The sequence below is a fragment of the Anaerolineales bacterium genome, from assembly GCA_016928575.1.
Lineage (GTDB): Bacteria > Chloroflexota > Anaerolineae > Anaerolineales > RBG-16-64-43 > JAFGKK01.
This window is the reverse complement of the sequence record JAFGKK010000024.1, coordinates 1-14334: the sequence shown is the minus strand read 5'-3', so window position 1 is coordinate 14334 and position 14334 is coordinate 1. Positions and strand designations below refer to the sequence as shown.

Sequence of the window (14334 nt, the reverse complement as noted above, 5' to 3'; positions counted from 1 at the left end):
TTCCGGCGTTTCTCGATGTGGTCATCCCCTGGTCCGGGCGAGGGGACGGACCTGACCTGCCAGGTCCTCGGGACCTGACAGGTCAGGTTTGGAGGCAGGAGTGTGAATCCGGTGGCGGACGGGTTTACCAATCCGCTTCGGGGAACGCGACCCACTTGCCGTCCCGGACCGTCACGAACAGCAGCGATTCCTTGGTCAGGCCGGTGTGATCCGAGGGGCTCATGGTGAAGGTCCCGCTGATGCCCGGCCAATCGACAACCTTGTTTTCCAGGTAGTCGCGCACGGCCGCCCGCTGGTCCTTCAGCGACATCCCGTCCTTCAAGCTTTCCAGGGCGTCGACGATCATTTCCAGCGCGTCCCAGCCGTGGCCGCCGAAGGTGCTGACGGCTTCGCCGCCGGTGAATTCGGTGTAGTCGGCGATGTATTTCGTCAGCACCGCCTTCTGCGGATCGCTGTCGGGCAGTTGGTCGACGACGGTGACCTTGCCGCAGGGGAACACCGCGCCGTCGGCCGCCTGTCCGGCGGTGGTGATGTAGGACTGGTTGCACACGCCGTGGCCGAGGGTGACCGGCAGGTCGGGCAGGGCGTTGCGGACGGCGATGGTCGCAAGCGACGCCACCGGCGGGGTGGAGCCGATTTCCACCGCTTCGCAGCCGCTGGCCTGCACGCCGGCCATCTGCGCGGAAAATTCGGTGTCGGTCGCCGCGTAGTTGCCTTCATAGACCACCGTCAAGCCCGCGGCTTCGGCGGTCGCCTTGTAATTGGCCAGGCAGTCTTTCCCATAGCCGTCGTTGGTGGAAAGGATGCAGATGTTCTTCACGCCCTTGGCCTTCAGGTAGGCGGCCTGCCATTCGCCGGCGTGCCCGTTGGTCTGCGGCGTCTTGAACATCCATTTATATTCCGCGCCGGTATCGGGATTGGTGGTGATCGTCGCGGCGGAGGCCATCGAGACGCACGGGGTCTCGTTTTCCTCGCAGACCGGGATCTGGGCGACGCTCGTGCCGCTGCCGGTGGAAGAAACGACCGCGATGACCTCGTCCTCGGTGATCAGGCGGGTGACGTTCGAGACCGCCTTGTCGGCTTCGTTCGCGTCGTCGAGGATGATGATTTCCACCTCGTGCTTGACTCCGTCCGGACCGGTGATTCCGCCCTGGTCGTTGATCTGCTTTTGAATCATTTCGGCGGTCTTGGCCTCGGGCAGTCCGAGCGAGGCGTAGTTGCCGGTGGCGGCCGAACTGAAGCCGATTTTATAGACGCTTCCTTCCTTCGAGCCTGCCGCGCCGCATCCGCCGAGGACGGCCAAGGCGAGGATGCAGATTGGAATGAGTTTCACAATGCGCTTGGATGACATATTCTCCTCCGAAGGTGGTCAGAATCCCCACCCCTGGAACGGGGAAGGGGGAATCCCGAATGCTTGTAACTTGGTGTCTGGAGAGCCGGCCGAAACCGGGCCGGAAAAACTGGAATCGCCCGCAAGGGCGGCCGGATGATGCCGAGGCGGAATAGGGATGCGGAGGGCGCTTGGAGGGAACAAATCAGACCCGACAAGTCGTTTGACTTGCCGGGTCGATAAACAGGAAAAAGAATTCTAATCGGGCCATCAAGCCACAAATCAGTCCGGTTGGAAGATAGGGGATAATTGTATCAAACCTTTTTCGTGGCGCCAATTCCCGGATTTAGGATTTCATCGCTTCGCTGATCGCCCCGCCAAGCCGTTGGATCCCTTCCTGGATCCGTTCCGGCTTCATATTGGAGAAATTCAGTCGGAAATAGCGTTCGCCCGCTTTGTCGTCGACGGAGAAGAAGCTGTTGCCTGGAACGAACGCGACGTTCATCTTGATCGCCGTCCGCAGAAGCTCGATGCTGGCCATGCCCTCCGGCAGCTTGGCCCAGAGGAACAGGCCCCCCTCCGGGCGGGTCCATTCCATGCCCTTCGGGAAATGCTGCTCCATCGCCGCAAGCATCACGTTCCGCCGATCGCGGTAGACATCGCGGATTTTCTGGATGTGGCGCTCGAGGAAGCCGTCGCGCAGGCACTCGTAAGCCGCCATCTGGACGAAGATCGGCGTATGCAGGTCGGCGCCCTGCTTGATTTGGACCAGCTTGGCGATCGCCTCGGGCGGGGCGGCGATCCAGGCCAGGCGCAAGCCCGGCGCCAGGGTCTTCGAGAACGATCCGCAGTACATCACGTTCCCAGCCGGATAGCCGTCGGCGGTCCCCAGTCGTTTGGCGTCCAAGGCGATCAGCGGGGGAAGCGTTTCGCCTTCGAAGCGCAGCGCGCAGTAGGGATCGTCCTCGAGGATCGGGATCCCGTATTGGTCCGAGAGCGCGATCAGAGTCTCGCGCCGCTTCAGCGAGAGGGTCACCCCGCCCGGATTCTGGAAGGTGGGGATGATGTACATGAACCGCGGGCCGGCGCGGAAGGCCTCCGGCAGGAGCTCGGTTTGAATGCCGTCGGCGTCGATCGGGACGGCGATGTAGCGCGCGCCGAAGACGCTGAACACCTGCAGCGCCCCGAGGAACGTCGGATCCTCCACCAAGATGCGCTCGGCATTGTTGATCAGCATCTTGCTGATCAGGTCGATCGACTGCTGGGTGCCGGTTGTGATCAGAATGTTTTCCGTGGTCAGCTTCAAGCCGAAGGCGTCCATCTGGCGGGCGATCATTTCGCGCAGCGGGGCATACCCCTCGGAGTTGCTGTACTGCAGCGCCTTCGGCCCGTCGGCCGTGAGGACTTTTTCACAGGCGGTTTTGAATTCTTCGATCGGAAAGACCTCCGGCGCCGGCAGGCCGCCGCCGAAGGAGATCACCTCCGGATTGGCGGTGACCTTGAACAGTTCGCGGATGGCGGAGGATTGGGTGGACTTGGCGTTCTGGGCGAAGCGCTGCTGCCAGGGGGTGGGCATGGGCGGATCCTTTCTTAACTGCGGCGGTTTACTGGAAGCCTGCGGAATGGATTGCGGAGCTATTATAAACCGGGGCGCAAAAATTATCGGTGCCGGAGGCGGTGGAGGAAAGACGAGAAAGGCCGGCGAAAGGGACGAAGAATGTTGTCATTATGAGGAGGGCCGGGAGGCGGCGTTTCTCCGGCCCGACGAAGCAATCTCCTGCTTCAAAATAGCGCAGGATCGCTTCGTCGGGCTTCCTTTTCACCCCTCACCCTCTTATCCGGGTCCGTCTATAAAGTGAATCAATGGTATTTGTGGAAAACTCCTTGGCGGAGACAGATCGTCATTCCCGCGCCGGCCCTCGGCGCGTTCTTCGCCGGGGGTTGGTTTGGCGGGAATCCAGGGTTTCCAAGGCTGGATGCCCGCTACGAACACCCCCGCTCCGCGAGGGCAGGCGCGGGCATGACGATCCGGAGACAACCCCGGACGGCGCGCCGCCGGCGGGGAGGTTCAGCGCATCAGCCTGGCCGCCATGCCGGCCATGAACTGGCGCGGCAGGAGCGGCGCCAGCCCGGCCACCGCCGCGTTGAGCGGCCCGGCCACGACGCACGAGCGTTTGCGGAGCATCGCCCGGATCCCGATCCGCGCCACGTCGGGGCTGTTCATCATCGTCAGGCGCTGGTACAGCGTCAGCGATTGGCCGGCGACCTCGAAGAATTCGGTGCGCGTCGGACCCGGGCAGAGGACCGTCACGCCCACGCCGTGCGGGCGCAGCTCGTGGTGCAGCGCTTCGCCGAAGTAGAGCACGTAGGATTTGGCGGCGCAGTAGGCGGCGTATAGCGGCGTAGGCTGGAAGGCGCCGTTCGAGGCCACCTTCAGAATGTATCCGAAGCGGCGCTCCGCCATGTCGGCGGCGAACAGGCGCGTCAGGTGGGTCAGCGCAACGACGTCGAGCTCGAGCATCCGGCGGCAAACGGCCCAGTCCGCCGACCGGAATTCCCCGTACAAGGCGTATCCGGCGTTGTTGACCAGCACGTCCACGGTCAGGTTCTCCGACCGGATCCGGTCGTACAGTTCCTGCGGCGCGTCGGGGGCGGAAAGATCCGTCACGGCAGTCTCCGCCCGCACGCCGTTCCGGCCGCGGATTTCATCCCGCAGCGCTTCCAGCTTGTCCGCCCGCCGGGCGGCCAGGATCAGGTTGCAGCCCCGGTCCGCCAGCTCGCGCGCGAAATCCGCGCCCAAGCCGCTCGAGGCGCCGGTGACCAGCGCGGTCTTGCCTTGCAACGGTGAAGCAGCCATGGTGGTATCTCCCGTTTTTTTTTGTGTGTGTTCGTCTTCGCGCGTCGACCCGGCGCGGCCGGGTCGACGAAGCGCTCTCTTGCCTTCGCGGTTCATCCTCAATTAGCGGATTGCTGTGTCGGTCCCGCCGAAACGCGGAATCGGCGGAACCTCATCGCCATGCCGCCGAAGAATTCTACTGTCGGCGGCGATTTTCCGCCGCCCTTCCCTAAGCGGGATCGCCTGCCTGCCGTTCCGCGTATCGCCCGGATCGGACGAGTCGGGAATCGCGGCGATAGTCAACCCCGTTGCCGGAATTGCCTCGCATGGCGTTCGATGATCTCGACCGCGCATGCAATGCCGTCCTCGGCGCGGATGCGTTCCCCGAGCGCGGCGGCATTGGCGCGCATCCCCGCGTCGTTCACCGCGGCGGCGACGGCCCGCGCTAATTTTTCAGCCGAAAGGTTTTTCACGTCCGGCATCCGCGGTCCGACTCCCAAGCTCACCGCCCGCTCCGCCCAGGCATACTGGTCGGCCGCAAACGGCGTGATCAGACTCGGCGCGCCGGAACGAAAAACCGCGCCGGTGGTGCCCGCGCCGCCGTGATGCACAACGGCGGCCATGCGCGGAAAAAGCCAGCCGTGCGGAACGTCGTCGACGAAGAAAACTTCGGCGCCGGTTTCCAGCCGGGCGATCCCGCCCCAGCCGGTGGAGACCACGCCCCGCTGCCCGGCGAGGCCGAGCGCGCGCAGCGCCGTTCGTGCCTGGCCCTCCGGATCCTTGTCGCGCATGCTCCCGAAGCCGATATACACCGGCGGCGGACCGCTTTCGAGAAATCGCACAAGCCCGTCCGGCGGCCTCCAATCCGGAGAGCATCCAAAAACCAATACCCCGTGATGTGGTGGAAATCCTCCCAATCCGGCGGCTTCGGGACCACCGAAGGGCTGAAGGCAAACAGCCACGGCGTTCCGAATCCGCGGCGGGCTTCCAGCATCTCCCGCATCGTGCGCCACGGCGGAAGGCCGAAGCGGTCGGCGCGCCAGCGGTTGAACGATCCGCCGAGAAAGGGCCAGGCCATGCGCAGAAAGGCGGAATATGTCAGGCGGTTGATCCGGGCGTTGGAAGAAAACCGGAGCGGAAGGAAGAACGACGGGAAGGCCCGGGTGGGGGGATACATCGGCTGCAGGGAGGCGTAGGCCATCGGGATCCTGCCTTGCGTCGCGATGTCCACCCCGCCGCACTCGGTGATCGGCAGAATCAGGAAGTCCGCGCCCTGCGCCGCCTGCAGCGTTTCGTCGAGAACCCCGCCGACCAGCGTGTCCAGGACGCGCCGGATCGTCCGGAGCTGCCGCGGCATGTTGCGGCTCTTGAAGAGCGCGACGACGTCCGGCCGGCTCATGAATTCCCGGACGCTGAATTGCATGGGGTGCACGGCCGCGCCGTACGGCCGGATCCAATCCTCCAGATCGCGCTGGGCGACCAGCCGCACGCGATGCCCGGCCCGCTGCAGGCCCAGCGCCAACGCCAGGAGCGGCTGGATGTCGCCGCGCGAACCGACCGTGCCGATGGTGACGTTCACGGCGTTCCTTGCCGGGGAACAACCGGCGGGCGGCCGACGCGGCTTTACTCGGTCCGACTGAACGCATCCGCCGGAATCGCTATTCTAAGAATTTTTCCAGCGCATCGTACGAGACGATGTTGCAGATGCTTTCGATCAGTTTGGCGTTGCCCGGCCTGCCGCCGATGATCGAATCGCGCAGGATTACCGCGGTGAAGTCGTGATCCTCCGCGCCGCGGGCGGCGGCCAGGACGCAGTATTCCGCCGCGAATCCGGTCACGACGATCGTGTCCGCGCCGAGTCCGCGCAGCTTTTCCGCCAGCCCCGTTTTGGTGAAGGAGTTGCTGTACGTCTTGTGGATGTGCAAATCGCCAGGAAGGATTTTCAGAATCTCCGGGACGTCGAAGCCGGGCTGGCCGGCAACCAGATCGTTGTCCGGGTCCGTGTGCTGAATGCAGACCACCGGAAAGCCCTTCTTGCGGAACAGGTCGATCGCGGCGTTGATGTATTCCGAAGCTTCGCGCAGTTCCTCGGCGAGGCGGGCATTGCCACCGAAAAACTTTTTCTGCACGTCGATGACGAGCAAGGCGGGTTTCATCGCACCTCCCGTTGAGCGGACGGCGAAGGAATTTCCTTCGGGATTGGTCGAGTATATCGCAAAGGCCGCGAGCGGATGGGGCTCTGCCGGGGTGTTTAAAAGGCGCGGGGATTCAGCGCCGGCCGACCGCGATATCGGCCGGGGGGTTCCCAGCGCCCGTAAGAAGCGTTGGGGCTACTTAGTAACTCTCCCCCCTTTTAACGTCCCGATATCCGATCAGGTGTTCCCGATCCGCGCCACACGGCCGGCGACCAACCGCAGAGGAATAACAGTGCATCCCAGGCTAAAGGCGCCTCCCAACAGGATGCCTGCCGCATAGCCGACCAAATCGGGCAGGCCGAAGGCCGAAAGCAGAAGGGGCGGCCCGAAGTACAATGCCGCAACGATTCCCAGGTACAGAAAACTGAACAGCATCCCGAAACAGCCTGACCAGCCGGCGTTCATCCGGCGCGGATCTTCCCAGGTCAGGTTCGCGCCGGTTACGCCGAAGGCCACGTTGATTCCGGCCGCTCCGGTGTCCGCCAGCGCCACCACCGCCAGGCCGAACAGCAGCAGCGGGATCGATCCGCCGCGCACGAGCGTGATCACCGCCATCGTCAGCACGCCGAGGACCAAGCCGGGCAGATAGGCTACCAGGAACTTCGCGCCGAGCAGCACGGCGGCCCCCACCGGCGCCGTCTTCAGCATCCAGTAATTTCGGCCCTCCTGGGAAAATCCCATCATCCCCAACCGCGAGATCAGCGACCAGCCCACGAACAGCGCAATCGCGGCGTTCCCGTAATACATCGCGGTTTCGATTAATTGCATGAACCACGCTGGAGCTTCGCCTTGGCCTTCCAGCGCCGGGCTGCCGGGGCGGAAGATGACGAACATGTAGACGACGGCGACGATGATCGGGGTGATCAGCTGGCCCATGTTGCGCGGATCGCGGCGCAGGGTGAGAAAATCCTTCTGAAAGATTCCCAGCACGGGCTGCGGGATAAATTCCGCCAGGAAGGATGCGGCGGCGCCGGCCTTTGCCGGGGCGGAGGGCGCCTTCCCCGCTTGAGGGGAACGGGCTTTCGCCGCGCGCTTCTTGCGGCCGCCGGCCTGCATGCTCGCCCAACCGCTGTAATACAGCCGCTCGGCGGCGGCCAGCGAAAGCAGGAACAGGCCGACGGTCAGCGTGATGGTCAGCCCCAGGAACAGGGCCGCGCCCAGCCAACGTCCTTCGCCGAGATCGACCAATCCGCGCCCGGCCCAGGAAAGCGGGATCCAAGGGGAATTGAAGCGGGTGATGGCGCCGATCGGGATCTGCTGCGGGCCGAGGTTTTGCTCCTCCAGGTTCATGGCGTTCACGAAGTTGCCGGATTGCGAGCACAGGATCGAGAACGTCGCGCCGATCGCGCCGAGGATTTCGGCCACCCGCCGGGCGGGGAAGATCCGGCATACGCCCATCACCAGCAGGCTGCCGATCCCCGCCGCGGCCAACGCCAGCAGCGCCAGGACGATCACCGCCAACGGATAATAGAGGAAGTTGTAGCCTCCCGCCGCGCCGAGTCCGAAAAGGATCGGCAGGCCGAACAGGGCGATGAAGCCGAAGTTGGGCAGGATCGCCTGCAGCTGCTTGGCCACGAACACGGCCCGGATCGGCACCGGCGCCGAGAGCAGGAAATCCAAATCGCCGGAGAGATATAGGGCCGAAAGCAGGACGCCAAAGCTGGTGATCAGGATCCCCGCAAAGGCGCCGGCCAGGATCAGGACGGGCACGCTTTCCAAAAAGGGCGCCATCGAAGGCTGGTTCTGCTCGGCGAGCACTTCGGCAAGCTCGGGGGAGCGCAGCAGGCTGAGCAGGAACCAGCTCAAGGCAAAGACGCCGCCGGCGAAAACCAGAATCACCACAGCCAGGGCGACCGTGCCGATCTTGCGGCGCAATTTCGCGGCGCGGAACGTGCTCCAGGAAATCCGGACCTGCAGGCCCAGCAGGCGCCACACATGGTGCCACAGGGAATGCTCGGGATGGAAGGGCTCCTTCCAGCCGGCGGGACGGACGGCCGTCATTTCAGCACCTCGGCGATCTCGGCCTCCTCGGCCCCGCCGGTCACGGCGAGGAAGATGTCCTCCAGGCTGCGCTCGCCTTTGCCCAAAGCCCGCAGTTCGTCCATCGTCCCCACCGCCGCGAGATTTCCGCGGTCGATGATGCCGATCCGGTCGCACATCCGCTCGGCGATCTCGAGGATGTGGGTGGAGAGGAACACCGCCGCGCCGCGGTCGGCCAGCTGGCGCAGCATGTCCTTGATCAATCGCGCGGATTTCGGATCCAGTCCGACCGTCGGTTCGTCGAGGACCAGCACCTTCGGATCGTGGATCAGCGCCGCGGCCAGGGCCGCCTTCTGCTTCATGCCGTGGCTGTAGGAGTCGATCAGGTCGTTGCCGGCATCGGCCAGGTCGAACAGCCGCAGCAGTTCGTCGATCCGCTCCCGGACTTTGGCCTGCGGCAGCTCGTAGAGGTCGCCTACGAATCGCAGGAGTTCCCGGGCCGAAAGCTTCATATACAGGTTGGGCGTGTCGGGGACGTAGCCGATCGCCGCTTTGGCCTGCGTCGGCTGCAGTTGCACGTCGTATCCCGCCACGGTCACCGTGCCGGAGGTGGGCTGCAGGAGGCCGACGATCGCTTTAATGGTGGTGGTCTTGCCGGCGCCGTTGGGCCCGAGGAATCCAAACACCTCGCCGCCGTGGACGGCGAAGGAAACGTCGTTGACGGCGGTTTTCTCGCCGAACTTCTTCACCAAATGGCTGGTCTGGATCAGGGGGGAAGATGCATCCATGAAAACCTCGCTCCTGTGAAAAACCAACGGCCGGCTTGGGATCAGGCCCGGAAACCGCCCCGCCGGAGACCGGAAGAAGCGGCCGCACGGCGTTTGTTGTGAGGATCGCGACCGCCGCCGGGCTTCTTGAAAGCTCCGCAACGGCGGATTAGGCGCTTACTGTACTACATACGGCCGACTCCTATATAAAGTTTTCCTCTTTTATGTCTGCTCAGCCTGTTGCCGGTATTGAAGAACTTACAAAAAAAACCGCCCAATTCTTCCCCCCCATCATCCGCCCCCGGCGAAAAAAGCCGAGAGCGGGTGCCGGCATGAGGATCGCCGGGTTGAAGCTGTGGTTGTTTGGCCTTGCTTTGGATTCCCCGACGGTTCTCCGCCGTTCCTCAAGACAGTGTACTCCAATCGCCGGGGCGGATCCGATCCCTTGCGGTGCGATTCCGGGGGGATTGCGGGTTTTTGGGGCACGCCGGTTGGAACGACGAGTAGAAAGGCCTCCGCCCGCGTCAGGGAATTCTTCCGATTGCGGAGCCGGCGGCGGGCCTTCGCGCAGGGAGCATTCGGCCGAGAAGCGCCCCGGCCGCAAGGATCACCGTGGTGATCGCGCCGTAGACCAAAAACAATCCGCGTCCGCCGAGCGTCTCCAGAAGCGGTCCGCCGAGGAAGCCGCCGGCCGCGCAGCCGATCCCGAACACCGTCGCGCTGAACATTCCCTGGGCGGTGGCCGTGTATCCTGCGGGGGCCCGTTCGTGAGCGTAGGCCACGCCCGCGATGATCATCACCGGGAAGGAGAGTCCGTTCAAGAGCTGGATCAGCAGGACGAGCTCGGGCGAGGTGTTCCACCCCAGCAGAAGCAGGCGCGCCCCGGTGAACACCATCGAGAGCAAAAAAAGTCCGTAGGGCTTGAAAAAACGGATCAGGCGGTTGCTGAAAAAAAGGATGGGAAACTCCAGGACGGTTCCGATGCTCAGCGCGATTCCCATGACGGATTCCTTCGCGCCCAGCTCCTTCATCAGCGGGAAGAGGTAGTTGTTGACGGCGGTCAGCGCCAGGCCGCCTGCGAACGCGATTCCGAGGAAGATGATCCAGCGCGGATCGCGCAGAAGGGCGCCGGGGCCGTGGCGTGCGCCGGGTTTGGCGGCCGAAGAACCGTGATCGAATTTTTGGCTGACCAGCAAGCCCAGCAAGTACAGGAATCCGGCGATCCAAAACGCCGTCCGCAAACCGGTGGTCTGAACGACGGCGCCCGCCACCGCCGCCATGAGCGCAAAACCGACCGACCCGCCCAGGCGGACGCGGCCGAAGAGCTCCCGCTTTTCGCCCAGGGTTTGCATGGTGGAGTTGTCGGCGAAGGAGGAGACCGGAGCCATGAAGAAACTCAGGCTCAGTCCGCAGACGAGGATCGGGGCGAACGAACGCAGGAGCGGGATCAAACAGACGGAGAGGACGGCTCCGGCGATGGTGAGAGTCATGATCCGCCGGTGGCGGCCCGTGGAATCCGCAAGCCTGGTCCAGAACGGAGCGCTGAAGAACGTGACCAGGGGGACGGCGCCGGTCAGCAGGCCGATTTCCGCGCCGGAGAATCCCAATCCCTGGTAATAGACGACGATGTAGGGAAAGGCCGAGGCGTATCCCCCGAAAAACAAGAAATAGAAAAGGGCCGACCGGAATGTTTTAATAAGGCCTCCTGAACCGGGGATTATCATAACCCGATTGGCATTGTTTTGGGGATGGCCGGGTCTTGCCGCGACGCGCGCGCTCAACGCCCCATTTCGGCTTGCGCCTCGCGCGGAGCGGCTTCCTGCGGGCGCGGCCGTAAACCGGACCGGGGCGCGAAGGAGGCGGGGCAATTCCATCCGGGTGACGAAGCAAATATCCGAGGAGCGCTGTTTGTGCAGCGCGTCCGCCGGGCTTCCTTCGCCAACCCGATTTCGCTTGCGGAAAACCGGCGTTCTCTATTCGCCCTTGCGGGGCTGTCCGGCGGCCTTCAGGGTTTGTCGGCCGCCGGCGGTACGGGTACCCCTTTGCGGATGCTCTGCGGCCGCCCTGCCCTCAGCCCGCGCGTGCCGAAGGCGGGCTTGGCGGAGAGAGGCCCTGGAATTCTCTTCAGCGCCGGCATCATCCGCCCGATTTCGTTGAGGTGGACGAACGGATGGCGCGTAATCGGCATCAGCAGGATGTCGGCGGACGGGTTTCCGCTCCAGAACTTCAACAGCCAGGCCGAGTTTTTACGCACCCCTTTCTCCTTTACGATCCGCGCCACTCGCTCCGGCGCGGGTTTCTCCCACAATGCTTCGGGGTTCAACCGCCGCAGGATGCTTTGCGTGCGCCGGCCGAAGATCCTCCGGTAAGCCAGCAGCGCCCCGATGTTTTTCGTCCGGCTCATCCGCGCCGCGTTGGATTGCGGCATGCCGTTCCCGCAATCCGTATGCCGGATTCCGAGCCGCTTCAGCCACTCGCCGTCCAGGATCAACCGTTTGGCGACGGCCAACAACAGGTTGATGGTCAGGTCTTCGATCCGGGTAATGTGCCAGATTTTCCGGATGACCCCTTAGCCGGCTTTCGGAACAAACCGGTATTGGGCTTCGCTCAGCGGACCGAGGAGGTCCTCCTGATACGACCAGCGTCCTCCGAGTCCGGCGGCGTGCACCGCGGCGTGGTGCTCGACCAGCAGCGACAGCGCCTTGCGGTAGTCTTTTTCCTTCATCAGAATCCGGCGGATGAGTGTCTGCTATCGGTTCCAGGCTTTGCGGTCGGATTTCATTGGGAAGCCTTTTTACCGCAAGGACGCAAGAAAAGCAGAAGTATTGACAAGAACCATGCCCAACATCCCTTCGAGGCCTCGCGTCATTGCGGCGGGATTTCTATATCAGCTTCAAACGCGGCCCCTTAACCCGCTTGTGGGTTCCGGCCGATTCGGCGCGAACCGGTCTGCGGGCGCCGGAGGGGGATTGCCGGAAGAGTGCAACACCAGCAGCGCGCCCGGAATGAAGAACATCGCCTGCGGAACCAGGAAAACCCGGCATTCCGCCATGATGCTGGCAACTGCATGGACGAATAGCCAGATTGGAACCACGACCCAAAAGCAGGTTTTCAACTCTGGGCGCCAGCCGGGGTAGGAGAACGGCGCCAGCAACGGCGCGATTCCCGTCATATTGATCAGGATCACCCAAGTCAATGGCCGCAACAGGTTGTATGACAAGACCTCCGCGCCGGGAGACAGGCCTACGAAACTCAACACCATCTCCTGGGGTCCGTATACAATCCGCAAGCCGAAAAACACGGCCAGGTTTATCGCCAGCGACAGCGCGCCCACCCCCAGGGCCGCGTTCCGTTGCTTTCCCGGTGCGCGCCGCAGCTGGACCGCCATCAGCATGAGCGGGATCAGCACCCCGGTTTCGCGGTTGAACGCCGCCAGCACCGACAGCGGAAGGATCCACAGCGGTTTCTGGCCGAGAATGGCGAGGCCGGCCAGCAAGAAAAATAAAACGTCGAAGTAGGTATTAAAGGAAAGATCGCTGTTGTACAGCGAGGTCAACATGCTCCAGGAAAGCATGCCGAGACCCGCGAACCCGTGCGCCGCGGGAAGGCCGACGGCCCGATAATACGCAAACGCGGCGAGAAAGATCAGGATGTTCTGAAGCACGCGCAGGAAGATGAACGCGGCGGCGACGGCGTGCGGGACGCCGACCCCTTGAAACAACCGAATCAAACCCTCGGAGATGTATTCCGACAACACGCGGTACTGCCAGGGATTGCCCGCTGTGCCCTGGATCACGGCGGTGTGGCGTTCGATCTGAAGATACTCTTCCAGATAAGGCAAGCCCAGGCTGCGCGCCTGCCAGGCGACGGTCGCAAGGCTGAGCAATACGGCTGCGGCCGCGACGGCGAAAGGTGCCGCATTGCGGGAAGCGCCGATCCTGCGGATGATTGCGGCAACGGATTTTTTCATGGTTAAGGCCTTGGAAGCATTGCTTGCGGGTTGACGGCGCCGGCCGGCAAATGGCCCTTGGCGACCGTTCCTCCATGGAAAATCATCGGTGCTGATTCGCGCCCCATCTATTCGATCCGAATTCTTTGATGGAATCGCCTTTCCCCCGTTCTCTTATGGCCTCTGCCGAATGAACCCGGGGGGAAGGGCGCCGGGATCAGGATTCCGGATACAGCCCCTTCGGCTTCTTCTGAATCCCGGCCAGCTCGGCGTAGAGCTTGGAGTCGTAATCGCGGGTGCGCACCACCACCGGCATCGGCACCGCGTGCCCGAGGATCAGCGCCTGCTGGCGCGTATCCAGCCGCGCCAGCACCTCGCGCAGGCCGCCGGCGCCCGAAACCCCCGAAAGCACCGCCTTCACGTCGGCCTCGTTGTCTAAAAGGCAGGTGACGCGCGTTCCGATCTGGCTCATCACCTCCTCGTCGATCGCCGAGGGGCGCTGGTCCACCACCAGCAGGGTGACGTTGTACTTGCGCATCTCGCGCGCGATCGCGCCGAAGATCGTGAAGCGGGCCAGGGCTGGGTCGAGGAATTTGTGGGCTTCCTCGATCACGATCGCCAGCGGCTTCGGCTCGGCGGCGGCGCCGCCCGCGGCGCGGTTCTTGCGCTCCACGTAGCGCTCGTGGATCCGCCGGGTGAGGTAGTTGGCCACCAGCATATAGGCTTCCAGCCGGTTCCCGTGCCGGCCGAACTCCAACACCACGCTGATCCCCTGGTCGAGCGTGGCGAAGATCTCCTCCACCGGATCCTTATCCGGCGCCTTCTCCTGCAAAAACCCGAGCCGGCGGAACAATTCGAACTTGCGCTGGATCGCGCCGAGGGTGGAGGGGAGGATGCGCTCGCTGGCCACCAGTTCCTGCAGGTCCGCGTCCGCCTCCTCCTTTAGGAGCCGCGCGATCCATTTTCTCCCGAGCTTTCGGCGCAGCATGTGCAGCGAACCGACCTGGACCTCGTTCAGCGGCAGCAGTTGGGCGATCAACTCGATGTCTTCCGGTTCGATCTCCTCCAAACCGATCTGCAGGATGCCGTCCACCTTGCTTCCGCGGTGGCGCGAGGTTTCCGGATCCAGGGTGAAGGTGACGACGCGCGCGTCGAACAGCTGGCGCAGGCCTTTGAATTCCCGCCCGGCCTCGTCGCGCACCGCCCAGCCGTAATCGTTGTGCATGTCGAAGATCAGGCACGAGGCGATCTGCGAGCGGATCAGGCCCGCCAGCAGG

13 protein-coding genes are annotated in these 14334 nt (G+C 63.8%); all 13 read right to left on the bottom strand.

The genetic code is table 11. The annotated features are described in order from the left end of the window. Nucleotides 1-124 precede the first annotated feature (124 nt). Nucleotides 125-1351 carry an ABC transporter substrate-binding protein gene (locus JW929_03795; protein MBN1438510.1) on the bottom strand — a complete coding sequence of 409 codons (1227 nt, stop codon included), beginning with the start codon at nt 1349-1351 and terminating at the stop codon, nt 125-127. 325 nt (nt 1352-1676) lie between these two features. Continuing rightward, a complete protein-coding gene (locus JW929_03790; protein ID MBN1438509.1) occupies nt 1677-2906 on the bottom strand; it encodes a PLP-dependent aminotransferase family protein in 1230 nt (409 codons plus the stop codon). A gap of 492 nt (nt 2907-3398) precedes the next feature. Continuing rightward, nucleotides 3399-4187 (bottom strand): SDR family oxidoreductase, encoded by a 789-nt coding sequence (locus JW929_03785; protein ID MBN1438508.1) that lies wholly within the window; start codon nt 4185-4187, stop codon nt 3399-3401. Between the two features lie 278 nt (nt 4188-4465). Then, nucleotides 4466-4789, bottom strand: a complete 324-nt coding sequence (locus JW929_03780) for a hypothetical protein (GenBank protein MBN1438507.1) — start codon at nt 4787-4789, stop codon at nt 4466-4468. Then, nucleotides 4717-5745, bottom strand: a complete 1029-nt coding sequence (locus tag JW929_03775) for a glycosyltransferase (protein MBN1438506.1) — start codon at nt 5743-5745, stop codon at nt 4717-4719. The genes JW929_03780 and JW929_03775 overlap by 73 nt, the downstream gene beginning before the upstream one ends. 79 nt (nt 5746-5824) lie before the next feature. Further along, entirely contained in the window at nt 5825-6322 is a 498-nt protein-coding gene (locus JW929_03770; GenBank protein ID MBN1438505.1) for a cysteine hydrolase, read from the bottom strand. A 216-nt stretch (nt 6323-6538) separates the two neighbouring features. Then, entirely contained in the window at nt 6539-8362 is a 1824-nt protein-coding gene (locus JW929_03765) for a hypothetical protein (protein ID MBN1438504.1), read from the bottom strand. Next, a complete protein-coding gene (locus JW929_03760) occupies nt 8359-9129 on the bottom strand; it encodes an ABC transporter ATP-binding protein (protein MBN1438503.1) in 771 nt (256 codons plus the stop codon). The genes JW929_03765 and JW929_03760 overlap by 4 nt, the downstream gene beginning before the upstream one ends. A gap of 503 nt (nt 9130-9632) precedes the next feature. After that, nucleotides 9633-10772 (bottom strand): MFS transporter, encoded by a 1140-nt coding sequence (locus JW929_03755; GenBank protein MBN1438502.1) that lies wholly within the window; start codon nt 10770-10772, stop codon nt 9633-9635. A 341-nt stretch (nt 10773-11113) separates the two neighbouring features. Next, nucleotides 11114-11617, bottom strand: coding sequence for a hypothetical protein (locus tag JW929_03750; GenBank protein ID MBN1438501.1), 504 nt, complete (start codon nt 11615-11617; stop codon nt 11114-11116). 60 nt (nt 11618-11677) lie between these two features. Next, nucleotides 11678-11833: a hypothetical protein gene (locus JW929_03745; protein MBN1438500.1), complete on the bottom strand. Its 156-nt coding sequence runs from the start codon at nt 11831-11833 to the stop codon at nt 11678-11680. Between the two features lie 168 nt (nt 11834-12001). After that, on the bottom strand, nt 12002-13078 hold the full coding sequence (locus tag JW929_03740; GenBank protein ID MBN1438499.1) for a hypothetical protein: 1077 nt from the start codon (nt 13076-13078) through the stop codon (nt 12002-12004). Between the two features lie 196 nt (nt 13079-13274). Next, nucleotides 13275-14334, bottom strand: a 1060-nt coding sequence (locus JW929_03735; protein MBN1438498.1) for an ATP-binding protein, incomplete at its 5' end; no start/stop codon positions are given.